The 26,244-nt window shown below is 69.4% G+C and carries 27 protein-coding genes; 8 read left to right on the top strand and 19 right to left on the bottom strand.

Annotated features, from left to right (window positions below; genetic code table 11):
• Positions 1–28: 28 nt before the first annotated feature.
• On the top strand, positions 29–976 hold the full coding sequence (locus FN976_RS17800) for a GlcNAc-transferase family protein (protein ID WP_186510957.1): 948 nt from the start codon (positions 29–31) through the stop codon (positions 974–976).
• Here FN976_RS17800 and FN976_RS17795 read toward each other — a convergent pair.
• The 3 genes from FN976_RS17795 to tsaB form a co-directional block, all read right to left on the bottom strand.
• Positions 973–1,527, bottom strand: a complete 555-nt coding sequence (locus FN976_RS17795; RefSeq protein WP_432417874.1) for a uracil-DNA glycosylase — start codon at positions 1,525–1,527, stop codon at positions 973–975. The two genes, FN976_RS17800 and FN976_RS17795, sit on opposite strands and share 4 nt — an antisense overlap.
• Before the next feature lie 233 nt (positions 1,528–1,760).
• On the bottom strand, positions 1,761–2,225 hold the full coding sequence (gene rimI, locus FN976_RS17790) for a ribosomal protein S18-alanine N-acetyltransferase (protein WP_145894397.1): 465 nt from the start codon (positions 2,223–2,225) through the stop codon (positions 1,761–1,763).
• Positions 2,225–2,911, bottom strand: coding sequence for a tRNA (adenosine(37)-N6)-threonylcarbamoyltransferase complex dimerization subunit type 1 TsaB (gene tsaB, locus FN976_RS17785; RefSeq protein ID WP_145894396.1), 687 nt, complete (start codon positions 2,909–2,911; stop codon positions 2,225–2,227). The genes rimI and tsaB overlap by 1 nt, the downstream gene beginning before the upstream one ends.
• A gap of 34 nt (positions 2,912–2,945) precedes the next feature.
• Between tsaB and dacB the strand changes: the two genes are divergently transcribed.
• Together dacB and FN976_RS17775 are read left to right on the top strand one after the other, a co-directional pair.
• A complete protein-coding gene (gene dacB / locus FN976_RS17780; RefSeq protein WP_255440548.1) occupies positions 2,946–4,334 on the top strand; it encodes a D-alanyl-D-alanine carboxypeptidase/D-alanyl-D-alanine endopeptidase in 1,389 nt (462 codons plus the stop codon).
• Positions 4,331–4,594 carry a SemiSWEET transporter gene (locus tag FN976_RS17775; RefSeq protein ID WP_255440547.1) on the top strand — a complete coding sequence of 88 codons (264 nt, stop codon included), beginning with the start codon at positions 4,331–4,333 and terminating at the stop codon, positions 4,592–4,594. Before dacB ends, FN976_RS17775 begins: the two co-directional genes overlap by 4 nt.
• Positions 4,595–4,596: 2 nt before the next feature.
• On the opposite strand, the gene FN976_RS17770 is transcribed toward FN976_RS17775, so the two are convergent.
• A complete protein-coding gene (locus FN976_RS17770) occupies positions 4,597–4,965 on the bottom strand; it encodes a response regulator (RefSeq protein ID WP_145894393.1) in 369 nt (122 codons plus the stop codon).
• A gap of 308 nt (positions 4,966–5,273) precedes the next feature.
• On the opposite strand from FN976_RS17770, the gene FN976_RS17765 reads away from it, so the two are divergent.
• Positions 5,274–6,581 (top strand): lipase family protein, encoded by a 1,308-nt coding sequence (locus FN976_RS17765; protein ID WP_145894392.1) that lies wholly within the window; start codon positions 5,274–5,276, stop codon positions 6,579–6,581.
• A 92-nt stretch (positions 6,582–6,673) separates the two neighbouring features.
• On the opposite strand, the gene FN976_RS17760 is transcribed toward FN976_RS17765, so the two are convergent.
• From FN976_RS17760 to purE, 4 genes are read right to left on the bottom strand one after another with little or no spacing between them, the layout of a single operon-like run.
• Complete coding sequence (locus FN976_RS17760) at positions 6,674–7,639, bottom strand: SGNH/GDSL hydrolase family protein (RefSeq protein ID WP_145894391.1); 966 nt, start codon at positions 7,637–7,639, stop codon at positions 6,674–6,676.
• Positions 7,640–7,693: 54 nt separating this feature from the next.
• Positions 7,694–8,683 (bottom strand): L-threonylcarbamoyladenylate synthase, encoded by a 990-nt coding sequence (locus FN976_RS17755; protein WP_145894390.1) that lies wholly within the window; start codon positions 8,681–8,683, stop codon positions 7,694–7,696.
• Positions 8,684–8,694: 11 nt separating this feature from the next.
• Positions 8,695–9,852, bottom strand: a complete 1,158-nt coding sequence (locus FN976_RS17750; RefSeq protein ID WP_255440545.1) for a 5-(carboxyamino)imidazole ribonucleotide synthase — start codon at positions 9,850–9,852, stop codon at positions 8,695–8,697.
• Positions 9,853–9,862: 10 nt separating this feature from the next.
• Positions 9,863–10,369, bottom strand: coding sequence for a 5-(carboxyamino)imidazole ribonucleotide mutase (purE, locus tag FN976_RS17745; protein ID WP_145894389.1), 507 nt, complete (start codon positions 10,367–10,369; stop codon positions 9,863–9,865).
• A gap of 50 nt (positions 10,370–10,419) precedes the next feature.
• On the opposite strand from purE, the gene trxA reads away from it, so the two are divergent.
• A complete protein-coding gene (trxA, locus tag FN976_RS17740) occupies positions 10,420–11,325 on the top strand; it encodes a thioredoxin (RefSeq protein WP_145894388.1) in 906 nt (301 codons plus the stop codon).
• Positions 11,326–11,411: 86 nt separating this feature from the next.
• On the opposite strand, the gene FN976_RS17735 is transcribed toward trxA, so the two are convergent.
• The 9 genes from FN976_RS17735 to def form a co-directional block, all read right to left on the bottom strand.
• Positions 11,412–11,846 carry a hypothetical protein gene (locus FN976_RS17735; protein WP_145894387.1) on the bottom strand — a complete coding sequence of 145 codons (435 nt, stop codon included), beginning with the start codon at positions 11,844–11,846 and terminating at the stop codon, positions 11,412–11,414.
• 128 nt (positions 11,847–11,974) lie between these two features.
• Positions 11,975–12,880, bottom strand: coding sequence for a phosphoribosylaminoimidazolesuccinocarboxamide synthase (locus FN976_RS17730; protein WP_145894386.1), 906 nt, complete (start codon positions 12,878–12,880; stop codon positions 11,975–11,977).
• Positions 12,877–13,941, bottom strand: a complete 1,065-nt coding sequence (gene fba, locus FN976_RS17725; protein WP_145894385.1) for a class II fructose-bisphosphate aldolase — start codon at positions 13,939–13,941, stop codon at positions 12,877–12,879. The genes FN976_RS17730 and fba overlap by 4 nt, the downstream gene beginning before the upstream one ends.
• Positions 13,942–14,040: 99 nt before the next feature.
• Positions 14,041–15,474: a pyruvate kinase gene (gene pyk / locus FN976_RS17720; RefSeq protein WP_145894384.1), complete on the bottom strand. Its 1,434-nt coding sequence runs from the start codon at positions 15,472–15,474 to the stop codon at positions 14,041–14,043.
• 78 nt (positions 15,475–15,552) lie between these two features.
• Entirely contained in the window at positions 15,553–16,746 is a 1,194-nt protein-coding gene (locus FN976_RS17715) for a phosphoglycerate kinase (RefSeq protein ID WP_145894383.1), read from the bottom strand.
• 55 nt (positions 16,747–16,801) lie between these two features.
• Positions 16,802–17,140: an AzlD domain-containing protein gene (locus FN976_RS17710; protein WP_145894382.1), complete on the bottom strand. Its 339-nt coding sequence runs from the start codon at positions 17,138–17,140 to the stop codon at positions 16,802–16,804.
• On the bottom strand, positions 17,137–17,877 hold the full coding sequence (locus FN976_RS17705; protein ID WP_145894381.1) for an AzlC family ABC transporter permease: 741 nt from the start codon (positions 17,875–17,877) through the stop codon (positions 17,137–17,139). Before FN976_RS17705 ends, FN976_RS17710 begins: the two co-directional genes overlap by 4 nt.
• Complete coding sequence (fmt, locus tag FN976_RS17700; RefSeq protein ID WP_145894380.1) at positions 17,877–18,836, bottom strand: methionyl-tRNA formyltransferase; 960 nt, start codon at positions 18,834–18,836, stop codon at positions 17,877–17,879. The genes FN976_RS17705 and fmt overlap by 1 nt, the downstream gene beginning before the upstream one ends.
• A gap of 7 nt (positions 18,837–18,843) precedes the next feature.
• On the bottom strand, positions 18,844–19,356 hold the full coding sequence (def, locus tag FN976_RS17695) for a peptide deformylase (RefSeq protein WP_145894379.1): 513 nt from the start codon (positions 19,354–19,356) through the stop codon (positions 18,844–18,846).
• A 149-nt stretch (positions 19,357–19,505) separates the two neighbouring features.
• Between def and FN976_RS17690 the strand changes: the two genes are divergently transcribed.
• The 3 genes from FN976_RS17690 to FN976_RS17680 all read left to right on the top strand — a co-directional run bounded on the left by FN976_RS17690 (position 19,506) and on the right by FN976_RS17680 (position 22,445).
• The gene (locus tag FN976_RS17690; protein ID WP_145894378.1) at positions 19,506–20,732 is read left to right on the top strand and encodes a LysM peptidoglycan-binding domain-containing protein; all 1,227 of its coding nucleotides are present in this window, start codon (positions 19,506–19,508) and stop codon (positions 20,730–20,732) included.
• 6 nt (positions 20,733–20,738) lie between these two features.
• On the top strand, positions 20,739–21,857 hold the full coding sequence (gene dprA / locus FN976_RS17685) for a DNA-processing protein DprA (protein ID WP_145894377.1): 1,119 nt from the start codon (positions 20,739–20,741) through the stop codon (positions 21,855–21,857).
• A gap of 96 nt (positions 21,858–21,953) precedes the next feature.
• On the top strand, positions 21,954–22,445 hold the full coding sequence (locus FN976_RS17680; protein WP_145894376.1) for a Smg family protein: 492 nt from the start codon (positions 21,954–21,956) through the stop codon (positions 22,443–22,445).
• 6 nt (positions 22,446–22,451) lie between these two features.
• On the opposite strand, the gene FN976_RS17675 is transcribed toward FN976_RS17680, so the two are convergent.
• Both FN976_RS17675 and secF read right to left on the bottom strand, forming a co-directional pair.
• Positions 22,452–25,235: a DUF1631 family protein gene (locus tag FN976_RS17675; RefSeq protein WP_186510956.1), complete on the bottom strand. Its 2,784-nt coding sequence runs from the start codon at positions 25,233–25,235 to the stop codon at positions 22,452–22,454.
• A gap of 54 nt (positions 25,236–25,289) precedes the next feature.
• Positions 25,290–26,243 (bottom strand): protein translocase subunit SecF, encoded by a 954-nt coding sequence (gene secF / locus FN976_RS17670; protein WP_145894375.1) that lies wholly within the window; start codon positions 26,241–26,243, stop codon positions 25,290–25,292.
• Position 26,244 lies beyond the last annotated feature (1 nt).

Below are 26,244 nucleotides of genomic sequence, written 5' to 3'. Positions count from 1 at the left end.
ACATTTGTGTCGCCACGAAGTCAGATTCATGTCCATCTTCGTCAACATCGCTTCGTACTGCGACCCGGTGCTGCCCTTCACGCTGGACCGCGCCATTGCGATGGCCGCGCAGCCGGACCAGCTGCACTTTGGCGTGGCCGACCAAAGCCCGGCAACTGCACCGCGGGTCGTGCAGCTGGCGCAGGGCGCGCGCCTGAGCCTGGTGCGGGTGGACCCGCTGGACGCGCGCGGCCCCTGCTGGGCGCGCGCGCTGGCCAATTCGCTTTACAACGGGGAAGACTGGTATCTGCAGCTCGATTCGCACATGGATTTCGAGCACCACTGGGACCGCAAGCTGATCGAACAGACCCAGGCGCTGCAGGCGCGCAACCCGGGCGTCGTCGTCTCCTCCTATCCCAACTCGTTCGCCTTCGAGAACGGGCAGCCGGTGCGGCGCGGCGTCACCGACAAGGTGCTGGTGCACGTGGTGAAGCCGGCCGAGACCTTCCAGCTGGACCACCTGGTGCTGCATTTCGAGGGGCATCCGGTGGAGCAGGACACGCCGGTGCGCGGCTTCCACGTGGGCGCGGGTTGCCTGTTCGCGCCCGGGCGCTTCGCGTACCAGTTTCCGTACGACCCCTGGTACTACTTCCATGGCGAGGAGCAGGCGCTGTCATTGCGCCTCTACACGCACGGCTGGGACATCTTCCACATGCCGGGCCTGCCCATCTACCACCTGTACAACAACGCGGAATCGGGCGCGCCGCCGCGGCCGATGCACTGGGATTCGGCGCTCGATGCGCAGCGCAAGGTCGGCTGGTGGGACCTGGAACAGCGGGCGCGCGCGCGGCTCGCCACGCTGGCCGCGGGCGGCGACCTGGGCGTCTTCGGCCTGGGCAGCGTGCGCACGGTGGCGGAGTATTCGGCGTTCAGCGGCATCGATTACGCGGCGCGGACCATCGCGCCGGAAGCGTACAAGCCGAAGACGGAAGGCTAAGCCTCGGCGCGCAGCAAAGCCTGCGCCATGCACAGGTCGGCCCAGGCCTTGGCCTTGTCGGGCAGGTTGCGCAGCAGGTACGCCGGGTGGTACGTGACGATCACCGGAACGCCGTTGTAGACATGCGTGCGTCCGCGCAGCTTGCCGATCGGCTCGGTGGTCTGCAGCAGTGTCTGCACCGCGAAGCGCCCCATCGCGAGGATCACGCGCGGCTGCACCAGGGCCACCTGGCGGCGCAGGAACGGCTCGCACTGCGCCACTTCGTCGGGCTCGGGGTTGCGGTTGCCCGGGGGCCGGCACTTCAGGACATTGGCGATGTAGACGTGCTGGCGGCGATTCAGGCCGAGCGCGGCCAGCATGTTGTCCAGCAGCTTGCCCGCCTGGCCGACGAAGGGCTCGCCCTGCAGGTCTTCGTTCTCGCCGGGCGCCTCACCGATCACCATCCAGTCGGCGCGCTGCGGCCCGACCCCGAACACCGTGTTGCGGCGGCCGTCGCACAGCTTGCAGGCGCGGCAGGCGGCGACCGTTTGCGCGAGGGAGTCCCATGCCATCTCTTCCACACCGCCGGGTCGCGCCTGTCGAACGGGAGCGACCTGCACGTCCGGAGATCCAGGGCGGCGATTCGGCATGGCCGATCCTGCGGGCCGCAGGTCCGCGGCCCCACCCGCTTGGCGGGGGGCGTTGGGGGGGGTACCGTCAACTCGCCCAGGATGGGAGTTTGGGTCGAAGACCCGAACTCCCATTTCTTCGAGCATGGCCCGCTGGCGCTCGTCGAGTTCCAGGCTCACAACTTCAAGCTCATGACGATCGCGTCCTCGCGGCCGTGGTCGGCGGGGTAGTAGTTCTTGCGCTCGCCGACCCGGCGGTAGCCGTAGCGCAGGTAGATCTGCTGCGCGCGGGCATTGCTGGTGCGCACTTCGAGCCAGAGCCACTGCGCGCCCTGCGCGCGCGACCAGAGCGTCAGTGCGTCCAGCATCACGCGGCCCCAGCCCTGGCCCTGGTGCTGCGGTGCGACCGTGATGTTGAGCAGGTGCACTTCATCGACGCCCTTCATGGCAACGAAGTAGCCAAGCACCGTGGCGCCGCCGCACAGCAACTGCGCCTGGTAGCCCGAACGGATGGAGTCGGCGAAGTTGCCGCGCGTCCAGGGGTGGCGGTAGGCGCGGCCTTCGATGGCCACGACTTCGTCCAGCCGGGCCTCCGTCATGGGCTCGAAGCCCGCCTCCACCGCCTTGAAGACTGCGCTCATCATTTGCTGGCGCGGATGGCCGCGCGTTCAGCGCTAGTTTGCGCGACTTTGTCGCGCACGTAGAGCGGAAGCGCCTGGGCGGCAGGCGCCGCCAGACCGGCGGTCAGCAGGGCGGGGGCGAGCCGCAACAGGGCCGCGGCGGTCGGCCAGGCCTCGACCCGACCGCCTTCCGCCGTCAACCGGGCGGCGTGCAAGGCCAGCGCATTGCCGGCCAGCGTGGCCCCGGACGGCACTTGCACGTCCTCTGGAGCGCCGAGCAGCGGGCCACCCGATGCTGCCCAGGCACCGGCGCTCCAGGCGTACCTGGCCCAGTACACCTCATCCATGCGCGCGTCGAGGACGGCCACCACCTGGGTCGCGCCGCTGGCCGCACGCGCCTCCTCGGCGACGGCCAGCAGCGTGTCGACGGCCAGCACCGGCACGCCCGAGCCGAAGCCCAGGCCCTGCGCGACCGAACAGGCGGTCCGCAGCCCGGTGAATGAACCGGGCCCCCGGCCGAAGACGATGGCGTCGAGCTGGCCCAGAGCCAGCCCGGCCTGCGCGAGCAAGTCCTGGATCGCCGGGATCAGGCTGGCCGACGTCTGCGCGCCGCCACCGCCTTCAAAGCCGAGCACCGGCCCGGCCAGGCCGGCGCGGACGGCGACGGACATGCGCTCGGTGCTGGTGTCGAAGGCGAGGAGGTTCAACCCGCCATTATCGAAGCTTCTCCATAATCCAGCCATGCCGCGCCGTCTTCGCCATGCCTGTGCCGCGCTGCTGCTGGCCGCGGGCACGGCCGCGGCCCAGGGCCTGCCGGCCGAGGTGGAGGCGGCGCTGGCACGCGGCAAGCTGCCCCGCGATGCCGTCGTGATGCTGGTCGCGCCGGCGGGTGGCGGCGCGCCCCGGGTGGCGCATCGCGTCGACGCACCCGTCAACCCGGCGTCCGTGGCCAAGCTCACGACCACCTTCGCGGCCCTCGAGCTGCTGGGTCCGACGTACACCTGGAACACGACCGTGGCCGTCGACGGGCCGGTGCGCGACGGCGTGCTGCAGGGCAACCTCTATCTCAAGGGCCAGGGCGACCCCAAGCTCGTGATCGAGCGCTTGTGGCTGCTGCTGCGCCGTGTGCAGGGGATGGGCGTGCGGTCCATCAGCGGCGACATCGTGCTGGACCGCAGCGCCTTCGAGGTGCCCGCGGTGGACCCGGGCGCTTTCGACGGCGAGCCGCTGCGGCCCTACAACGCCGCGCCCGATGCGCTGCTGGTCAACTTCAAGTCGGTGGTGCTGCACTTCACACCCGAGGCGGGCCAGGCGCGCGTGCAGGCTGAACCGGCCCTGGCCGGCGTGCAGTGGCCGGCCAGCATCGCCTTGGCATCAGGCGAATGCACCGACTGGCGCGCCGGCCTGCGGGCCAACTTCGCCGATCCGGCGCGGCCCCGCTTCGAAGGCGTGTTCCCGGCCGCTTGCGGCAGCCTGAGCTGGCCCCTGGCCTTTCCGCAGCCCGCGAGCTACGCGGCGCGCGCGGTCGCCGGCACCTGGCAGGAGATGGGCGGCCAGCTCACCGGCCAGGTCCGCGAGGGGCGCATGCCGTCCGGCGCCAGGGTGGCTTTCGAATGGCCATCCCTGCCGCTCGCGGAGATCGTGCGCGACGTCAACAAGTTCAGCAACAACGTGATGGCGCAGCAGCTGTTCCTCACGCTCAGCCTGCAGCAGCGCGGCAAGGGCACTTTCGAGGGCTCGCGCGAAATCATCCGAACCTGGTGGACGGACCGCTTCGGCGGCGAAGCGCCGGTGATGGACAACGGCTCCGGCCTGTCGCGCAGCGAACGCATCACGGCGCGCCAGCTGGGCCAGCTGCTGCAGGCCGCCTGGGCCTCCCCCTTGATGCCCGAGCTGGTGAGCTCGCTGCCGGCGGCGGGACTCGATGGAACGCTCAGGCGCGGCCGCCGCAACGTCGGGCTGGCCCACCTGAAAACCGGCAGCCTGCGCGACGTCGCGGGGGTGGCCGGCTTCGTGCACGGGGCCCAGGGCCGCCGCTACGTCGTGGTGGCGCTGGCCAATCACGGCAACGCTGTAGCGATCCGCCCCGCGATCGACGCGCTGGTGGAATGGACGGCGCGCGAACCTTGAACGCGGCGCAATGGCAAGACTGGGTGGGCTCCGCGGCGGCCATCCTGACCACCTGCAGCTTCGTGCCGCAGGCCTGGCTGACATTCCGCACACGCGACGTGCGCGGCATCTCGCTCGGCATGTACAGCGTCTTCACCGCCGGCGTGGCACTGTGGCTGGTCTACGGCTGGCTGCTGGGGGCCTGGCCGGTGATCATCTCGAACGCCGTCACGCTGGCGCTGGCCTGCGGCATCCTGGTGATGAAAATCCGGTTCGGTTAGGGTCAGACGCCGGTGACCCGCCTGCGGGTGCGCAGCGACACCAGGTACTGGAGCATGCCCTCGGTGCCGGACTTCTGGAAGACGGCATCGGCCCCCAGGTCCATGCAGCGCTGCTTGACCTCCGGCGTGACGAAGCCGCTGTAGACGATCACCGTCCGGCCCGCCGCCGCCTTGAGCTTGGGGATGAGGTTGAATCCCGAACCACCCTTGAGCATCAGGTCGACGATGGCGATCTCCCAGCCGTCGTCGTGGCCGGTCAGCCACTCCGTCGCTTGCGATTCGCTGGCGGCCATCCCGGCAAGTTCGAAGCCCGGCATGGCCGACAGCAATTCGGCGAACGTCTCCCGGACTGGCTCGGAGTCCTCGACCATGAAAACGGATAGCGGTACGGTGGCTTGGATCAATCTCGCGGGGTTCCGTTGTGCGTTTGCTCAAGCATGACTGTAAACGCGTGCCTGGTCTGTAGGCCCGGCCTTCGGCCCCTGTGGGAATGCGCCTACCGCTAAACGAGTAATCCGCCCATCGCCAGGGCTGTGTTTCTGCGGCAGGCCCGTAGCCGAGGAGATGGCGCCAGCGGGAAAACCCCGGTGCCGGCAGCTGTGCGCCGCCTGCGCCCGGCGGCTACGATGGAAAGCCCAAAAAAGAACGACCGTTCTATTCACTCCAAGGAGAACACGGCATGCAAAGAAGACTGATGTTGACGGCCGTCGCGGCGGCCGCCCTGCTGGCCGCCTGCGGCGGCGGCGATGACGAATACCGGGGCAGCCTGGTCGAGGATCCGGTGACCATCACCACGCTCACCGCCGCACAGATCAACGCCGGCACCGCCTCCAGCGGCCTGCAACCCATCACCGGCCTGGCCAAGTGCGACGTGCGCGTGGTCGCGCTCAACTACCGGACGCCGGGCGCCAAGGGCGAGCCGTCCAATTCGTCGGGCGCGCTGCTGGTGCCGGCCGGTGCCTGTGCCACGCAAAGCCACCCGCTGGTGGCCTACGCCAAGGGCACGGACGTGCAGAAGCCGCGCACGCTGGCCAACCCGGCCGACGGCGAGACCTTCCTGCTGGCCGCGATGTACGCCGCCCAGGGCTATGCCGTGGTCGCCACCGACTACCTGGGCTTCGCGAAGTCGGCCCACACCTACCACCCCTACCTGCACGCGGAGTCGGAAGCGACGACCGTCATCGATTCGATCCGGGCCGCGCGCCGCGCCGCCGGCATCCAGGGCGCCACGCTGAATGGCCGCGTGATGCTGACGGGCTATTCGCAGGGTGGCCATTCCTCCATGGCGGCCCATCGCGCCATCGAGGCGTTCCATGCCGGCGAGATCAACGTCGTCGCGGGCGCCCACCTGGCGGGCCCGTACAACCTGTCGGGCTCCTTCAAGCTGCCCGACGCCATCGCGGGCTACCAGTTCTTCGTGCCCTACCTGGTCACGGGCTACCAGAAGATCTACGGCAACATCTACGCCGACCCGACCCAGGCGTTCAAGGCCCCCTACGCCTCCTACATCGAGTCGCTGCTGCCCAGCCCCGACCTGACGTACACGACGCTGGTCACCACCGGCAAGCTGCCGGGTGGGCCGGGGGTCACGCCGAACCAGGCGCGGGATGCGATCTTCCAGCCGGGATTCATCAGCGATTCGCAGACCAACCCGAACAACAACCTGTTCCTGGCCGCGAAGCGCAATGACTTGCTGGGCTGGACCCCGAAGGCGAAGACGCTGCTGTGCGGCGGCGCCGGCGACCCGACCGTGCCGCCCGCCGTGCACATGACGGTGGCCAAAGCCGACTTCGACGCGCGCGGCGTGACCACGGTGTCCGTGGTCGATGTGGACCCGGCGATCCGCGCCGCCTTCGGTGTCGGCGGCGCCGCCCCGACGAACCCCGCCAGCGCGGAGTTCGCCACCTACTACGGCAACTACCACGGCACCTACGAGCCGCCGTTCTGCCATGCGCAAGCACGCGGCCTATTTGACACCGTCAAATAAGGACGAAACAAGGCCCGCCTAGGGCGGGCCTTGTCCTTGCGAGGTGAGGAAGGGCGCATGCGCGCCCTTTTTCGCTGGCGCGCCAGCGCCCCCTACCAACGTTCGCGGATCCGGTTGAACGCGTATTCCCCGAACAACCGGTGCCCGCGCGGCGTCGGGTAGATCCGGTCCGCGAACAGGTATTCGTCGCGCGTCACGTTGGCCGCCAGGCTCAGCGTGTTCGTGTTGCACAGGTTGGAATTCACCTGGTTCGTGCCGGTGCCGATGCCGGGACCCGGGTCCACGGAATTGCAGGCCGGGTCTTCGTCTTTCTCGATGTCGTACGACGCCGGCGATGACGTGACGAGGTTGAAGTAGAGCGCCGCGTCCACGTACAGCACGTTCGCGCCGAGGTCCACAACCGACACCAGCAGCTGCTCGTTGAAGCGCGACGAAGCGGCCTCCAGCAGCGACGTGGCCTGGGTCACCTTCACGCCCCAGGGCGAACGCCCCAGGTTGTAGGGGCCGACCACGACGACATGGTTGGCCCCGGCTTGGACGAGCCGGCGCACCTGGGCGCCGAGATCACGACCCGCCTGGCCGACCGCCGTCAGCATCTGGTCGCGCGTCTGCGTGCCCGCGACCGCCGAGGCCGCCTGCACGATCACGTCGCTGGTGCCGGCATTGACGATGACCAGGTCGGTGGTGCCCAAACTGTTGGCCGCCAGGAAGGTGTCGATCTGGTCCTTGACCGTCGGCGTCGCCGCGTTGCCCGCCGCGTCCGGCTTCTGGAGCACGCGGGCGTTGCCGGTGGCGTACGACAGACCGCCCGTCGACGAGGCCGAAAGGCTGCGCCCGAACGCCGTGGCGACGAACGTCGTCCAGTTGTTCACCGTGCCGTCGTTGATGGTGTAGCGCGCGCCGTTCTGCCCCTGGTCGGCGAACGCGTCGCCGAAAGCCACGAGGCGGGACGGACTGAGCTGCGACTCGATGCTGCCCGAGCCGCAGGACGCCAGCAGCCCGGCCGCAGCGCACGCGGCCAGCCAGCGCGAAGCGCGGCGCAACCACTGAGGTGCCATGAAATGATCTCCGGATGAAAAGGGTAGTTTAACGAGGGCCGGAGAGCCCCCGGGTCAGCTGGCCGCGGCCCGCCGCAGCCGGTCGCGCACGCCTTCCCAGGCGTCGTCCTCCGGGAGCGTCTCGACCCAGATCAGCTTCACCCCCTGGCTGTCGAAATCGCGCAGCACCGAAAACAGCTGGCGCGCGGTCTCGACGGCGTCGTCCGGCATGCGGCGCAGGCGCGCGGAGCGCGAGCGCATCACCGTGCGCGCGTACACGGCGATGCTGCCGGCGTCTTCGCCCAGCACGTTCAGCGCCGTCTGCAGGCTGCGCGCGTCCATCATGCGGACCTTGGCGTTGGGCGCGTAGTGCGCCTCCAGCGTGCCGGAGGCGCGCGGGGCTGCGCCGTCCACCTCCTCGGGCAAGCGCAGGCGCTGGCCGCAGGCGGCTTCGATCTTTTCGCGCGCCAGCGTGCCTGGCCGCAGCAGCACCGGGGCGCCGCGCGTGCAATCGACGATGGCGGACTCGATGCCGACCGGGCAGGCGCCGCCGTCGAGCACCAACAGCTCTTGGCCGAATTCGTCGGCCACGTGCTGCGCCGTCGTCGGGCTGACGCGCCCGAAGCGGTTGGCGCTGGGCGCAGCCACGCCGCGCACCGGCGGGTCATTCGCGGCGGCGGCCACCAGCAGGCGGTGCGCGACGGGGTGCGCGGGGCAGCGCAGGCCGACGGTGGCATGGCCGCCGGCGGCCGCCTCGGCCATGCCGTCGCGGCGCGCCAGGATCAGCGTGAGCGGCCCGGGCCAGAACGCATCCATCAGCTTGCGCGCGACCGGCGGGATGTCCGCGGCGAATGCCTCGGCGGACGCGGCGTCGGGCACGTGGACGATCAAGGGATGGTCGCTGGGGCGGCCCTTGGCGGAAAAGATGCCGGCCACCGCGGCGTCGCTGGCGGCGTCCGCGCCCAAACCATAGACCGTTTCGGTGGCAAAAGCCACCAGGCCGCCTGCCGCCAGCACCTGCACCGCCTGGGCGATGGCCGCTTCGTCGGAGCCGTTGACCACCATCTGCAGCCGCCTCAGAACGCCGGAAGACCCAGCAGTGCCGCCGCCCGCAGCGCGCCGGCGCGCGCGGTTTCCGCGTCGGCCGCGACCATCGTCAGATGCCCCATCTTGCGGCCGGCGCGCGCCTCGCGCTTGCCGTACAGGTGCAGTTGGGCGCCCGGCAAGGCGAGGACACTGGCCCAGTCGGGCTCGCTGGGCGTGGCGGCGCTGCGGAACCACAGGTCCCCCAGCAGGTTCAGCATGACGGCCGCGCTGTGCTGGCGCGGCGCGGCCAGCGGCAGGCCCGCGAGCGTGCGCACCTGCAGCTCGAACTGCGAGATGTCCGCGCCGTCCATGCTCCAGTGGCCGCTGTTGTGCGGCCGCGGCGCCATCTCATTGACGACCAGCGAGCCGTCGGCCAGCCCGAAGAACTCCACGCACAGCACGCCGACATAGCCGATGCCTTCGGCGATCGCGCGGGTGGCGGCGACCGCCTTGGCACCCAGCGCCGGCGGCACGTTGCCTTCGTAGACCTCGGTCACGGCCAGGATGCCGTCGCGGTGCAGGTTGCGCTGCACCGGGAGCTGGACCATCACGCCGTCGCGGCCGCGCGCGACCACCACGGAGCACTCGAAGGCGAGCGGCAGCAGTTTCTCGAGCACGCAGGGCACGCGGCCCACGCCCTCCCAGGCCGTGGCCAGCTCGCTGGGCGTCGCCACGCGCACCTGCCCCTTGCCGTCATAGCCCAGCCGCGCGGTTTTCAGGATGCCGGGCAGCAGATCGGCCGGCACCGCGGCCAGCTGCTCCCTGGTTTCGATCACGGCGTGCGGCGCGCAGGGCACACCGCAACGCACGAAATGCGCCTTCTCCAGCGCGCGGTCCTGTGCGATGGCCACGGCCTCCCCGGCCGGTGCCACCGGGCGATGCTTCGCCAGCTGCTGCAGCGCGGCGGCCGGCACGTTCTCGAATTCGGTGGTGATGGCCTGGGACAGCTCGGCGAGTTGCGCCAGCCCGCGCGCGTCGGTGTAGCCGCTGCGCACATGGTGATGGCTGACCCGGCCCGCGGGACTTTCCCCGTCCGCCTCGAGCACCGCCGTCTGGTAGCCCATGCGCTGGGCCGCGTGCACGAACATGCGGCCGAGCTGGCCGCCGCCCATCACGCCAAGCGTGCTGCCGGGAAGCAAAGGATTCAAGCCAGCCCCTTCATGCCGCCGGGCCGCTCTCGGGCGGCACGCGCATCTGCCGCGCCACCTCGGTCTGGCGGGCGCGATAGGCCTCGAGCTGGGCACGCAAGGCCGGGTTGTCGCCGGCCAGCAGCGCGACGGCGAACAGCGCGGCATTGGCCGCACCGGCGGCGCCGATGGCGAAGGTGGCGACCGGGATGCCCTTGGGCATCTGCACGATGCTGTGCAGCGAATCCACCCCCTGCAGGTGCTTGCTGGCCACTGGAACGCCCAGCACCGGCACCGTCGTCTTGGCCGCCAGCATGCCCGGCAGGTGGGCCGCGCCGCCCGCCCCGGCGATGATCGCTTTCAGGCCGCGGCCCACGGCCGATTCCGCATAGGCGAACATGTCGTCCGGCATGCGGTGGGCCGAAACCACGCGGGCTTCGTGGGCGACGCCGAATTCCTGGAGAATCTGTACCGCGTGCTGCATGGTCTCCCAGTCACTGCTGGACCCCATCACCACGCCGATCTGGACTGAGCTCAATCGCGCGCTCCCAAAGGTTGAATTTTACTTTTTTCATTGAGTTGGCCCCGATGATCGACGTCACGATAGAAAACTTCGAGCAGGATGTGATCGCTGCATCCAACGAGCAGCCCGTCCTGGTGGACTTCTGGGCGCCCTGGTGCGGGCCCTGCAAGGCCCTGGGCCCGATCCTGGAAAAGCTGGAGACCCAGTACGGCGGCGGTTTCAAGCTGGCCAAGATCAACTCGGACGACGAGCAGCAGCTCGCCGGCGCCTTCGGCATCCGCAGCATCCCCACGGTCGTCCTGCTGAAGGGCGGCCAGCCCGTCGACGGTTTCCAGGGCGCGCTGCCGGAGGGCCAGGTGCGCGAATTCCTGGCCAAGAACGGCGTGGAGGCGCTGGCACCCGAGGAGGAGGAGTCGCCGGCGGCCCAGGAGGATCCGCAAGCTCTGGACCCCGCCGCGAAGATGGAAAAGCTGCAGCACGCCGTGGCGACCGACCCGGCGAACGACGACGCCCGCTTCGAATACGTCAAGGCCCTGCTGCTGGCCGGCCGGGAGGCGGACGCCCGCCGCGCGTTCGAACCGGTGGCCGGCAAGGCGCCTGTGGTGCGGCAGCTGGGCGCCGTGGCGCAGTGGCTGGATGCGCTGGCCTTCGTGGGCCAGCAAGGCGACCCAGCGGCCGCCCTCGCCGCGGCAGACGCGAAGATCGCCGCCAACCGGCGCGATTTCGAGGCCCGCTACGGCCGCGCCCGCCTGCTGCTCGCGCAGCAGAAGTGGACGGACGCGATGGACGAATTGCTGGAAGTGCTGATGCGCGACAAGGCCTGGAACGACGAAGCGGCGCGCAAGCTCTACATCGCGATCCTGGAACTGATCGAGCCGCCCAAGGTGAAGGTGGCGGACGGGCAGATTCCGCCGGATGATCCGACGATTGCGACGTACCGGCGCAGGTTGTCGAGCGTGGTGCTGTCCTAGGCCTGTCATTGCGGACTTGATCCGCAATCCATGGCAGCGTCCTGCCGCGCCAGGATGGATCCCGGGTCGAGCCCGGGATGACATGATCAGCGCGTCAGCATGACGACCCGCTCCGCCGGCACGCGCACGCGCAACTCCACCAGTTCGCCACCCGTGCGCAGCCGCGGGTAGGCCACAGCCTCCACGTCCACCACCCCGGCGCTGAGCGCCGGCACCGGCGTCTTCGCGCGCGGCAGATCTTCATCGGCACGCGCCAGCGGCTGGTTGCCGTCGCAGCGCGAGAGCAGCGCGGGGGCCGAGAGGCGCGCCTGCCGGACGCCGGCGAGCGCCTCCTTGCCGCCGCCGCGCAGCGCCTTGCCGTCAGCACCCAGCAGTTCGACGCCTTCGAAGCGCGGCGCCCAATGGCCGTCTTCGGCGAGACGGCCGGCGAGGATGCAGCTGCCGTCGCCCTGGGCATGAACGGAGACGCAGGCGAATGCCAGCGTGGCAGCGGCGAGGGCGCGAAGGGACACGGAAGACATGAGTGACAGCTCCTGGGTGCAGGTTGGAATGAACACCCCCAGGATAGCCATGCGATCCGCGGCCGTGTGGCCTTGTGAAGAAACCTTCCGCGCCCGGAGGCAAAGTCTCCGGCCGGGTCCGGCCTGGCTCAGCCGGTCAGCCGTTCCAGCGCTTCGCGGTACTTGGCCGCCGTCCTGGCGATGACTTCATGCGGCAGATGCGGTGCCGGCGGCGTCTTGTCCCAGGGCTTGCCGTCGATCCGCACCTGTTCCAGCCAGTCGCGCACGAACTGCTTGTCGTAGCTCGGCGGGTTCGCGCCGGACTGGAAAGCCGCGTCGTAGCCTTCCACCGGCCAATAGCGCGAGGAATCGGGCGTCAGCACTTCGTCCATCAGCACCAGCGTGCCCGCATCGTCCAGCCCGAACTCGAACTTCGTGTCGGCAATGATCAAGCCCTTGCCCAGCGCGAAATCCGCCGCTTCGCGGTAGATGGCGATACTGATGTCGCGAATCTTCGCGGCCAGTTCGGCGCCGACGATTTCCACCACGCGCTCGTACGGAATGTTCTCGTCGTGCTCGCCCATGGCGGCCTTGGCGGCGGGCGTGAAGATCGGTTCGGGGAGCTTGCTGGCGTTCTTCAGGCCGGCCGGTAGCGGCACGCCACAAACGGATCGCGACTCCTGGTATTCCTTCCAGCCGCTGCCGGCCAGGTAACCGCGGACCACGGCTTCGACCGGGATCGGCTTCAGCCGTTTCACCAGCATCGAGCGCCGCTGCACCTGCTCCACCTCGGCGGGCGTGACCACGCTTTCCGGCGCGTCACCGGTCAGGTGGTTCGGGCACAGGTGGCCGAGGCGCGCGAACCAGAACAGCGCCATCTGGGTGAGGATTTCGCCCTTGCCCGGGATCGGCTCGCCCATGATCACGTCGAACGCCGAGAGCCGGTCGCTCGCGACCATCAGGATGCGGTCGGTGCCCACCGCGTAGTTGTCGCGCACCTTGCCGCGCGCGAGCAGCGGCAGGGAACTGATCTTCGAGGTGTGCAGGGCGCTCAATGAACGACCTGGGCCAGCTCGCCCTTGGAGTACTTGGCGGCCACGACCTGCAGGTTTTCGCCCTTGATCTTGCCGGCCTGGCCTTCGCAGCCGAACTCGATGTAGCGCTGCTTGCAGATCTGCTTGGCGGCTTCACGCGCCGGCTTCAGCCATTCGCGCGCGTCGAACTTCTCGGGGTTCTCCGCCAGGAACTTGCGCACCGCGCCCGTCATCGCCAGGCGGATGTCGGTGTCGATGTTGATCTTGCGCACGCCGTACTTGATCGCGTGCTGGATCTCCTCCACCGGCACGCCGTAGGTTTCCTTCATGTTGCCGCCGTACTTGCGGATGACCTCCAGCAGGTCCTGCGGCACCGAAGACGAGCCGTGCATCACCAGGTGCGTGTTCGGGATGCGGCGGTGGATCTCCTTGATGCGGTCGATCGCGAGGATGTCGCCGGTGGGCTTGCGGGTGAACTTGTAGGCGCCGTGGCTGGTGCCGATGGCGATGGCCAGCGCATCGATCTGCGTGCGCTTGACGAAGTCCGCGGCCTGCTCCGGGTCGGTCAGCAGCTGCTCGCGGGTCATCGTGGAATCGGTGCCGTGGCCGTCTTCCTTGTCGCCCTTCATGGTCTCCAGGCTGCCGAGGCAGCCGAGTTCGCCTTCGACCGTGACGCCGTACTTGTGGGCCATGTCCGCGACCTTCTTGGTCACGTCCACGTTGTAGTCGTAACTGGCGATGGTCTTGCCGTCGGCTTCCAGCGAGCCGTCCATCATCACCGAGGAAAAGCCCAGGTCGATCGCCCCCTTGCAGACATCCGGACTCTGGCCGTGGTCCTGGTGCATCACCAGCGGGATCGTCGGGTAGGCCTCGATGGCCGCCTGGATCAGGTGCTTGATGAAGGCCTCGCCGGCGTACTTGCGGGCCCCGGCGCTGGCCTGCAGGATGACCGGCGCGCCGGTTTCCTTCGCCGCGTCCATCACGGCCTGGACCTGTTCGAGGTTGTTGACGTTGAAAGCGGGGATACCGTAGCCGTTGGTGGCGGCATGGTCCAGCAGTTCGCGCATGGAGACGAGAGGCATGGCAGTTCCTGAGGAAGGGGACGGAAGCGGCCTTGGTAACCGCCTGGTAACTGCCTCAATTTTAACCGGTGGCCAGGGGCCTCCCGGCCGGCCCGGCTCCTATTCCGCCCGCACGATCTTCAGCATGTTGGTGCCGCCCGGCGCCCCCATCGGTTCGCCGCAGGTGATGGCATAGATGTCGCCTGAGGCCATGATGCCGCGCTTCTTGAGGTGGGCTTCGGCGTCGGCCAGCGCCATGTCGCGCTCGGCGCTCTGGTCCATCAGCAAGGGCCGGACGTTACGGTAGAGCGCCATCTTGCGCTGGGTCACCAGCTTGGGCGTGAGCGCGTAGATCGGGATGTGGATGCGATGCCGGCTCATCCACAGCGCCGTCGAGCCAGAGTCGGTCAGCGCGACGATCGCCTTGCAGCCCAGGTGGTAGGCCGTGAACAGGGCGCCCATGGCGATCGAATGGTCGATGCGCGAGAACGACATGCCGGTGAAATCGGCGTCCAGCTTCACGTCTTCGGCCATCTCCGCTTCCGCGCAGATGGCGGCCATCTGCTCCACCGTCTCCACCGGGTATTTGCCCGAAGCGGTTTCGGCGCTGAGCATCACGGCATCGGTGCCGTCCAGCACCGCGTTGGCCACGTCGCTCACCTCCGCGCGGGTGGGTACCGGGGCGGTGATCATCGACTCCATCATCTGGGTGGCGGTGATCACGACCTTGTCGTGCTCACGGGCCAGCCGGATCATGCGCTTCTGCAGCGCCGGCACGGCGGCATTGCCGACTTCCACCGCCAGGTCACCGCGCGCGACCATGATGCCGTCGCTCGCCTTCAGGATCGATTCGAGGTTGGGGATGGCCTCGGCCCGTTCGATCTTGGCGATCAGGGCCGGCTTGTGCCGGAATTCCGCGGCGGCCACGTTGCACAACTGGCGCGCCATCTCCATGTCGGTGGCGGTCTTGGGGAAGCTGACGGCCACGTAGTCGGCCTGGAAGCTCATCGCCGTGCGGATGTCTTCCATGTCCTTGGCCGTCAGGGCCGGCGCCGTCAGGCCGCCGCCCTGCTTGTTGATGCCCTTGTTGTTGGACAGGATGCCACCCAGCTTGACGGTGGTATGCACCTGGTCGCCCTTGACGCGGTCGACGGTCAGCACGATCAGCCCGTCGTTCAGCAGCAGGACGTCGCCCGGCTTCACGTCGCGCGGCAGTTCCTTGTAGTCCAGGCCCACGCCGGCCAGGTCGCCCGGCTCGGTACGGGAGGCGTCCAGCACGAATTTCGTGCCGGGTTCCAGCATCACCTTGCCGTCCGCGAACTTGCCGACGCGGATCTTCGGGCCCTGCAGGTCGGCCATGATGGCCACCTCGCGGCCGGCGCGCTGGCTCACCTCGCGCACCAGCGCGGCACGGTCGATGTGGTCCTGCGCCGTGCCATGGCTGAAATTCAGCCGCACCACGTTGACGCCGGCCCGCAGGATCCGCTCCAGCGTGTCGGGATCGCTCGATGCCGGGCCGAGGGTGGCAACGATCTTGGTGGCGCGTCGGGCCATGAGGCGTGTCTCCTGTAACTTAGTTTCCGATTTTCACACGGATCGGTTACGGGCCGGTTACCGCCCGCGAACCAGCACTCAACCCTTGGCGCGTTGCGCCAGGATTTCGAAGGCCGGCAGGGTCTTGCCTTCCAGCACTTCCAGGAAGGCGCCGCCGCCCGTGGAGATGTAGCCGACGTCCTTTTCGATGCCGTATTTGGCGATGGCTGCCAGCGTGTCGCCGCCACCGGCGATGCTGAACGCATCGGATTCGGCGATCGCGCGGGCGATGGTTTCGGTGCCGTGCGCGAACGCGTCGAACTCGAACACCCCGACCGGACCGTTCCAGACGATGGTGCCGGCCGACTTGAGCTGCGCCGCGAGCAGCGCCGCCGTCTCCGGGCCGATGTCGAGGATCAGGTCGTCGTCGGCCACGTCGCGCGCCGCCTTCACCGTGGCAGGCGCATCGGCCGCGAAGGTCTTGGCCACCACCACGTCGGTCGGGATCGGCACCGCGGCGCCACGCGCCTGCATGGCTTCGATCACGGCCTTCGCCTCGCCCAGCAGGGCCGGCTCGGCGAGCGACTTGCCGATCGGCAGGCCGGCCGCCAGCAGGAAGGTGTTGGCAATGCCGCCGCCCACGATCAACTGGTCGACGTTCTTCGCCAGCGACTGCAGGATGGTCAGCTTGGTCGACACCTTGGAGCCGGCGACGATGGCGGCCAGCGGCCGCTTCGGGTTCGCCAGCGCGCGCGAGATCGCGTCGATCTCCGCGGCCAGCAACGGGCCGGCGCAAGCCACCGGCGCGTATTGCGCGATGCCGTACGTCGAGGCTTCCGCCCGGTGCGCGGTGCCGAAGGCGTCGTGCACGAAGATGTCGCACAGCGCCGCCATCTTCTTCGCGAGTTCCGGATCGTTCTTCTTCTCGCCCTGGTTCAGCCGGCAGTTCTCCAGCAGCACCACTTCGCCGGGTTGCACGTCGACGCCATCGACCCAGCCGGACTTCACCGGCACCGGGCGCCCGAGCAGCTCGGCCAGCCGTTCGGCCACCGGCGCCAGCGAGTCTTCCGGCTTGAACGCACCTTCGGTCGGCCGTCCGAGGTGCGAGGTGACCATCACCGCCGCGCCCCCAGCCAATGCCATCTGGATGCAGGGCACCGAAGCGCGGATGCGCGTGTCTTCGGTGATGCGGCCGCTGTCGTCCTGCGGCACGTTCAGATCGGCGCGGATGAAGACGCGACGGCCGCGGGCGCGGCCTTCGTTGCAGAGGTCGGAAAAGCGCAGGACGTTCATGGCGGATGCAGGCGTTGGGGCGAACCGGGGATTCTAGGAGCCGGGCACCGCCGGGCTACCAGCCCAGCGCCAGATGCAGGGGCAGGTACACCGCCATGCCGCCCACCAGCGTGAGCAGGACGCTGCGCCGCCAAAAGTAGAGAGCGGCGCCGGCGGCCGCGGCGAACAGGCGCGCGTCCATCCAGGTCGCCACCAGTTGGCCGTTGCTCATCACCACTTCGGGCGCCACGACGCCGGCCAACGCCGCCACCGGGGCGTAGTGCAGCGCCTTGTGGGCCCACGCCGGCAACGTCCAGGCGCGGTCCAGGATGAAGAAGAAGCAGCGCGTGACCACGGTCACGCACGCCAGCCCCGCGATGACGCCCAAGGTCCAGAAGTCGGTGCCGCCTGTCATGCCGCGCGCTCCCGTTGCTGCGGTGGGGGCAGGCGGCCCTCCAGCCAGAAGCAGGCGAGGACGGCAACCGCGATCGCGGCCACGATGTTCAGCTTGAGCGGCAGCGCGTAGGCCGCCACCGCCGCCGCGCCCGCGATCAGCGCCGCGAGGATGCGCAACGGCGTGTTGGCCAGCGAGCACAGGATGCCGACCAGGCAGAGCACGCCGGCGTAGCCCAGGCCCCAGGCGGGCGGAATCCAGTTCCCCAGCGCCACGCCCAGCAGGCTGGCGCCCGTCCAGGCGATCCAGGTGACGCTGTAATTGCCGGCCAGGTAGGCCTCCTGCGCGGCACGGGCTGGCGCGTCGTCGGCCGGCTTCGGAAAGCGGCTGGTGAAGAGCGCATAGCTCAGGTCGGCGGTGAGGAAGCCGTTGACCAGGCGGCGCCAACGCGGCATGTGCATCAGGTAGCTGCGCAGGTGGAGGCTGAAGACAACGAAGCGCAGGTTGACGCAGAACCCGGTGGCCCAGACCACCCAGGCGGGGGCGCCGGCGATGAGCAGCGGGATCGCGGCCAGCTGCGAGCTGCCCGCGTAGACCAGCACCGTCATGGCGACGCCCTCGATGACGCTCATGCCGGACTTCACCATCGCCACGCCGGTCATCAGGCCCCACGCCGCGATGCCGGGGGCCACGGGCATCGATGCCCGCATGCCGGCGCGGAATTCAGCTTGCCGGCGGACCGAGGCCAGGAAGAACATCAGGTCACCGCGCAGCGCATCCCGGCCGTCACCGGGAAGCCGCGCAGGAAGTCGCCGGCCGCCAGCCGCTTGCCGCCAGCGCGCTGCAGTTCGGTGCAGCGCAGCGCGCCCTCGCCGCAGGCGATGAGGACGCCCGAAGCGTCGGCCGCGAGCACCGTCCCGGGTTCGGCCGGGGCGGCGCCGGCCGCCACCTCGCCCCGCCACACCTTGAGCGGCTCGCCGCCCAGGCTGGCCGTGGCGCCGGGGAACGGATCGAAGGCGCGCAGCCGCCGCTCGATCGCCGCCGCTGGCGCGCGCCAGTCGATGGCGGCCTCGGCCTTGTCGATCTTGTGGGCGTAGGTGACGCCCGCCTCGGGTTGGGGCTCGGCGCGCAGGCCGCCGCAAGCCGCCAGTTCCAGCGCCTCCACGATCAGGCGGCCGCCCAGCGGTGCCAGGCGGTCATGCAGGCTGCCGGTGGTGTCCGTGGCGGCGATGGCCAAGGTCTCCTTCAGCAGCATCGCGCCGGTGTCGAGCCCGGCATCCATCTGCATGATGGTGATGCCGGTGTGCGCGTCACCCGCTTCGATGGCGCGATGAATCGGCGCGGCGCCGCGCCAGCGCGGGAGCAGCGACGCATGGATGTTCAGGCAGCCCAGGCGCGGCAGGTCCAGCACCCATTGCGGCAAGATCAGGCCATAGGCGGCCACCACCATCACGTCGGCTGCCGCGGCTTCCATCGAAGCGCGCGCCGCCGCGGCGTCCCCGGGATACTTGCCGTCCAGCCGCAGGCTGCGCGGCTGGGCGACGGGGAGGCCGCGTTCCAGCGCAAGCTGCTTCACCGGCGAAGGCTGGAGCTTCATCCCGCGGCCGGCGGGCCGGTCGGGCTGGGTCAGGACCAGCGGCACCTCGAAGCCGGCCGCCAGCAGGCGCTCCAATGCGGCGCGGGCGAATTCGGGCGTGCCCGCGAAGATCAGGCGCATCCGCCCCTCAAGCCTTCTCGGTGTCTCGGCGGGCCTTCAGCATCTTGGTCTTGATGCGGTTCCGCTTGAGCGGCGACAGGTATTCGACGAACACCTTGCCCAGCAGGTGGTCCATCTCGTGCTGGATGCACACCGCGAGCGTTCCCTCGGCCTCGATCTCGCGAGAGCGGCCGTCGCCGTCGAGCGCACGCACCTTGATCGCCGTCGACCGCTCGACGCCGTCGTAGATGCCAGGCACCGAGAGGCAGCCTTCGTCACCCACTTGCTTCTCTTCGCTGGCCCAGATGATCTCGGGGTTGATCAGCACCAGCGGGGTGTTGCGTTGTTCCGACACGTCGATGACGACGACGCGTTCATGCACATTCACCTGGGTGGCGGCCAGGCCGATGCCGTCGGCCTCGTACATGGTCGCCAGCATGTCCGCAACGAGAGTGCGGATGCGTCCGTCGACCGCCTCCACGGGCTTGGCCACGGTGTGCAGGCGCGGATCGGGGAAACAGAGGATGGGGAGAAGGGCCATGGGCTGGGGGACGTGCGAAGCGACCGGGAGGTGTGGCTATTTTCGCCACTTTTGCCGTTGCCAGCAGCCCACAAAGGCAATAAACATTGCCCAATCAAGGGCTTGAGCGCAGAATCGCCAGTAACTTGTCAAGAGCGGACGAAAACGAGATGGTTCCATCCAAGGCAGCTTTTGGCCCCGTTTCGCGTGTGATGGCGGCGTGGGCCGTTCTCGCACTCGGCGGGCTCGCAACGGTTCCGGCCGCCGCGCAGAACCTCCCGATCACGCCGGCCCAGCGGTCCACCGCCGAGCAGGTCGCGGTGGGCGGCATTCCACTGGCGGAGCTTTCCCCCGACGCGCCGGACAACTACACGGTCAAATCGGGCGACACGCTGTGGGGCATCTCCGGCCTGTACCTCAAGCAGCCGTGGCGCTGGCCCGAGCTGTGGGGCATGAACATGGAGCAGATCAAGAATCCGCACCGTATCTTCCCCGGCCAGCAGCTTTACCTGGAAAAGGCCGATGGCCTGGCGCGCCTGCGCATGGGCCAGGCCCCGACCGGCGCGCCCACCGACACCGTGCGGGTCTCGCCCCGCGTGCGCATCGCCGGCCTGCCGGACAACACCATCCCCACACTGCCGGCCCACCTGATCGAGCCGTTCCTGAATGAAGCCATCATCGTGGGCGCGGGCGAGCTCGATGTCGCCCCGCGCATCGTGGCCGGCCCGGACGACCGCGTCATGGTCACCCGCGGCGACCGCGCCTACGTCCGCGGCCGCACCGGCACGCCCCTGGTCGAACGCGACCCGCGCAAGATCGACGAGTACCGCATCTTCCGCTCCGCCACGCCGCTGAAAGACCCGCTGACTGGCACCGTCCTCGGTTACGAGGCCCAGTACCTCGGCGCCGCGGAACTGGTGCGCAGCGAGTCGATCCAGCAAGTGCGCAACGCCAAAGGCGGCACGGATTCGGCCATCGTGCCCGCCACGATCGACATCACCCGGGCCAGGGAAGAAATGCGCATCGGCGACCGGCTGCTGCCGGAGCCGGCGCGCCAGCTCACCAGCTACGTGCCGCGCGCCGCGGCGCCGGGCGTCGAAGGCACCATCGTCTCCATCTATGGCAATGCCGTGGCCCTGGCCGGGCAGAACCAGGTGGTCGCGATCAACAAGGGCGCCGCGGACGGACTCGAAAGCGGCCAGGTGCTGGCGATCCTCTCGGCCGGCCGCCGCGTCGACGACCGCTCGATCAACAGCGAGCGCACGCTGCTGAAGCTGCCCGATGAGCGCAACGGCCTGATGATGGTGTTCCGCACCTTCGACAAGCTGTCCTACGCCCTGATCCTCGAGATCACCGACACCGTCAAGATCGGCGACCGCGTCGCGTCCCCGCGCTGACGCTTCGTGGAGCGCGAGGAGCTCGCCGCCTGGTTGCGGCTGGCGCTGACGCCCCAGATCGGCAACGGCACCGCGCGCCGCCTGCTGGCGGCCTTCGGACTGCCGCAAGGCATCTTTGAGCAACCGGAGCCGGCGCTCGCCGAAGTCCTCACGCCCGCGCAAGTGCGTGCACTGCGCACGGTCCCTGGCGACCTCGAGGCCCAGGTCGAACTCACCTGGGCGTGGCTGTCCGAAGATCCGGAACGCCGGCGCCTCTGCACGCTGGGCGACCCGGGCTATCCGGCTTCCCTGCTCCACATCGAAGACCCGCCCCTCCTGCTTTACCTGATGGGCCTGCCGCTCGCCAGCGGCACCCCCGCCGTCGCCATCGTCGGCAGCCGCAATGCCACGCCGCAAGGACTGCAGAACGCGCGCGCCTTCGGGCAGGCGCTGGCCGGGGCAGGCGTCACGGTGGTTTCCGGCCTGGCGCTCGGCATCGATGGCGCGGCCCATGAAGGCGCGCTCGACGGCGCCGCGGCCGGCCAGCTCGCCACGGTGGCGGTGGTCGGCACCGGGCTCGACCGGGTGTACCCGCGCCGCCACCTGGCGCTGGCGCGCCGGATCGCCGAGCGCGGCCTGCTGGTGAGCGAATACTTCCTCGGCACGCCACCGCTCGACTCGAACTTTCCGAAGCGCAACCGCCTGATCTCGGGCCTGAGCCAGGGCACGCTGGTGGTGGAAGCGGCTTTGCAATCCGGGTCGCTCATCACGGCCCGGATGGCCAGCGAGCAAGGCAAGGACGTCTTCGCGATCCCCGGTTCGATCCACTCGCCGCAATCGCGCGGCTGCCACGCGCTGCTGCGGCAGGGCGCGAAACTGGTGGAAAGCGCGCAGGACGTGCTGGAGGAATTGCGGCTGGCGCCGCCGGGTGCGCCTCGTGCAGCCGCGGCACCCGATGCCTCCGCTGCCTCCGATGATCCCCCGCTGCTCGAGGCCCTGGGCTTCGACCCCGTGGTCATCGATGCGCTGGTGGCCCGCACCGGCATCCCGCCCGCCGCACTGCAGGCCGCGTTGCTGGAGCTGGAGCTCGCCGGCGCCGTCGCGCGGTTGCCGGGCGGACTGTTCCAGCGCCAGGGCAGCGCCTGATCCTGCCGCTCGCGCGTGGAACACGCGCGCGACGCGAGGGCGCAACATTCACGAAGCGCTTGCAGTGCGCGCGTGGTTCTAGGCTATATTGGCCTCATGTTTGAAGTGCTGGTGTACGTTTACGAAAACTACTGGCGCGGCGATGCCTGCCCCGAGCTCCACCAGCTGGAGCGCAAGCTGAGCGCCCATGGCTTCGAACCCGACGAGATCCACGAGGCCCTGGTCTGGCTGGATGGACTGAACGTCGCCGCGGAGAACATCACCCTCCCACCCGACACCGAGGAAGCCTGGGAGGCCGATGGCGCCGAGGCCGACGCCACCAGCATGCGCGTCTATTCGGTCGCCGAGCAGGACCGCCTGGGCGCCGAGTGCCTGGGCTTCATCACCTTCCTGGAATCGTCCGGCGTGCTGCCGGCGGCCCTGCGCGAGATCGTGGTGGACCGGGCCATGGCGGCCCCGGGCGACCCGGTGCCGCTGGACGCCCTGAAGATCATCGTGCTGATGGTCTACTGGCGCTTCGGCCATGAGCCCGATGCGCTGGTGCTCGACGAGCTGTGCGACGACAGCTCGGAGCGCCTTCCGCACTGAACGGCGTTACTGCAAGAGCCGTTCCGGGTTGGCGTCCAGCTTGGCCAGCGCATCGCGCGTCGCGCGCACCGTGAGGGTTTCTTCCTCGGTCGGCACCAGCAGACCGGCCTGCAGATAGGACGCCAGGCGCCGCAACTGCACCAGGAAACTGCGGCCATCGCCGGAAGCGAACAGGTGCAGCTGGCCGCGGTCGCTGCGCCACGCGTACTGCACCTGGTTCATCTTGCCGTTGTGGTCCAGCGAGAACCAGTGGCCGGGCTGCAGTTCCTGCGCCCAGCCCAGCATCGCCGCGGTCGGCTGCGAGCCTCCGGAGCTGATGACCTCGATGTTGGAGGCGTCGATGCCCAGCATCATCTCGATGGTTTCCTTGTCCAGCGGCAGGTCGGAGGTGCCTTCGTCGGAGACGAAATCCTCCAGGTTGGCCAGCCGCTTGCCCATGGCTTCGATCTGCGCCTGCGGGATCGCCTCCGTCTTGGAGAGGAAAGCGTCCGCCAGCGTGTCGCTGATCACCTTGATGTGTTCTTCCTGCGCCGCCGCCTGCAGGCCCATCAGGGCCATGCCCTTGCGCAGGCGCGCCAGCAGCGCCGGCAGGTCCTGGATGACCTTGGCGCGGTCGTTGCGGTTCGGCTTGGCGCTGGCGGCCCAGACCAGGTCGGCGGCGCATTTCTTCAGGGCGAGCGTGTCGGCGTGCTGCGGGCCGTTCTTGACGCCCGCGACCGCCAGCACCTCGGCCCAGACCTTGAACAGGAACTCGCGGATCTCGTCGCGCACGGGGACGTCCGACAGCATCTTGCGCAGCTCGATGGTGTACTGGATCGCCATCGTTTCCTTCTGCTCCACCTGCTGCGCGACGCTCACGAGCTTCTGGGCCGAGCCCTTCTCGGTGAGGTACTTCGAGAGGAACTTCTGGAACTCCTCGTAGACCAGCTGGAAGACCCGCCGGCCCGTTTCCGGGTATTGCTCGATCACCTGGACGACGCGCTTGATCTCGGTTTCCATGGCGCTGCCGGAAATGGAGGCCGAATCGAACCCGAGCACGCACGAACCCATGCGGTCGATCAGCTGGCGGGCCGGGTGCTCGAGCGAGCCGAAGAACTCCGGCTCGGACAGCGCCACCCGCAACACGGGCATCTGCAGCCGGGCGAACCACACACGCAGCGCGGGCGGGATGCGGTCCTCGGCCAGGATGCTCTGGAACATCAGGGCCACGATCTCGATGGTGGCCTTCTCGCTCTGCGTCTCGGCCTTGCGTTTCAGGTCCTGGGTGCGGCTGCGCAGGTCGAGTGCCACCTTTTCGACGGCGTCGTCGTCGAAGATGATGATGTCGTCGCCGGTCGGCGCCTGGTCGACCCGCGTCTGCACGTGGCCGCGCACCTGCTGGGCATGTTGCGACACCGCCGCGGCCAAAGCCGGCGAAGCCGCACGGCCGACCGAGCCTTGCTGCGTCTCGAAGCCGGCCACCTTGTCGGTGAGCAGGCGGCGCAACTGGCCGATGACGCCACTCGCCTTGGCGCGTGCGCGCGCCAGCGGCGTGGTGGCCGTCATCATGCGCGTTTCGTCATGCACCCCGCCCTGGCCCCCATGGCCGCTCGGGGCACCGCCGCCGGCACCGCCCCGACCACCCTCGCCCGGGCCGCCACCAGCATGGCCCGGCCCGCGGCCACCGCCGAGGCCCTGGCCCGGAGGAACCGGCGAACCGACGCCCAGCGTCATGGGTCCGGAGGCCGAGCCACCGCCGGCGCCACCGCCTCCACCGCCATAGCCGCCCCGTCCCTGGCCACTGGCACCGGCTGCGCCCGGCACGCTCCCCTGGGACCCGGCACCTCCGCGGCCGCCGGCGCCCGCGGCTCCGCCGTAACCGCCGCCACCGCCCTGGCCGCCCGCCGGACCGGCGCCGCCACCCGGGCCTCCGTGCCCGCCGCCGGCTCCACCGCCAGCGCCCGCGCCGGCGGAGCCGTACCCCCCGCCTCCGGGACCGCCGCCGCCGGGTCCTCCGAGTCCGCCGGGGGCACTGGCCCCGAAGCCGCCACCGCCGGCAGCACCTGGTCCGCCCGGACCGCCACCCGCCCCCGCTCCACCGCCGGGGCCGCCAGGACCGCCCCGTCCGCTGTCGGGTACGCCAGGTGCCCGCGTCGGGCTGTTCTGGGGCCGCTTGACGCGCGCGCTCAGGTCGATCTCCCGCAACACGCCGCGCTCGATCAGGAAGTCGTTGGCGCGCTGGTAGGCCTCGACGGTGCGCGGAACCATCTGGGCGTGGATCACGTCCTTGGCCGCCAGCCAGGTTTCACGCGGCAGCTTGTTGGTGGTCCACTGCTCCAGCATCACCTGGCACAGGGCCTCCGGGCGCAGGATGTCCTCGGAGGCGATCTCGTCCCCGCCTTCCAGGTGGGTGACGCGCAGCTTCAGGTCGTTCAGGCTCCAGACGGCCTTTTCGGTCACGGCCATGGCGAGCCGCGACGCCAGGATCTTGTTTTCGACCACATCGTCGCCGATCAGCGACAGGTTGGCCAGGTCCATCCGGGTGCGGGTCGTGAGCGTCGGCGGAATGATCGCGCGGCGCCAGGCGCGGGCCGTGGAGTCCATCCAGCGGGGGCCTTCGCGTTCGAAATCCACCAGGGCGTCGCGCGCGTTCTGCATGTCGCGGCTGCTCTTGGCGGTGTTCATCTGGTCCACCAGCGCCGCGAGAATCGCGTCGGTCAGCGCGGGCAGCAGGCCCTCCATGTGGCCCACGAACTGCTCACGCGCCTGCCGCGCCAAAGGCGCCGCGGCGGAGGGGGGCAGTGTGGCCATCCGCGGAGTCTAGACTGTCCAGCTAGGGACGGTTGAAAAATAGCGTGAACAGCCCTAGACCGTGGCACCCGCGTTCGGGTCGTTGGGGTCGCCTTCCTTCTTCGTCTGCCCCTTCACGAGGTCTTCCCGCTTGACCCCCAGCCACATGGCGATGGCGGCGGCGACGAACACCGAGGAATAGATGCCGAAGCAGATGCCGATGGTGAGGGCCATCGCGAAGTAGTGCAGGGTGGCGCCGCCAAAGAGCAACATCGACAGCACCATGATCTGGGTGGAGCCGTGCGTGATGATCGTGCGGCTGATCGTGGAGGTGATCGCGTGGTCGATGGTCTCCGACGTCGACATCTTGCGGTAGCGCCGGAAAGCCTCCCGGATCCGGTCGAAGATGACGACCGACTCGTTCACCGAATACCCCAGCACCGCCAGCACGGCGGCCAGCACGGCGAGCGAGAACTCCCACTGGAAGAAGGCGAAGAAGCCGAGGATGATGACGACGTCGTGCAGGTTGGCCAGGATCGCCGCCACCGCGAACTTCCACTCGAAGCGCATCGCCAGGTAGATCATGATGCCGACCACCACCATGCCGAGCGCCTTCAGGCCGTCGGTGGCGAGCTCCTCGCCCACCTGCGGGCCGACGAACTCGGTGCGTTTCAGCGTCACCGACGGGTCGGCCGCCTTCAGCGCGGCCAGGGTCTTGTCACTCTGTTGCGCGGAGCTCACGCCCTTCTGCGCCGGCAGGCGGATCAGGATGTCCTTGGCGGTTCCGAAGTTCTGGACCTGCACGTCGGTGAAGCCGAGCGCCGACACGGTGCCGCGCACCTTTTCGACATCGGGCGCCTGCGCGTAGGCCACTTCCATCACCGTCCCGCCGGTGAACTCCACCGACAGGTGCAGCCCCCGGGAAAACAGGAAGAAGACGGCCAGGAGGAACGTGAGCACCGAGATCACGTTGAAGATCAACGCGTGGCGCATGAACGGGATGTCCCGCCGGATCTTGAAAAATTCCATC

The sequence above is a fragment of the Caenimonas sedimenti genome, assembly GCF_007833165.1.
GTDB lineage: Bacteria > Pseudomonadota > Gammaproteobacteria > Burkholderiales > Burkholderiaceae_C > Ramlibacter > Ramlibacter sedimenti.
The sequence above is the reverse complement of the archived record's forward strand: the minus strand, read 5'-3'. Positions and strand labels throughout refer to the sequence as shown.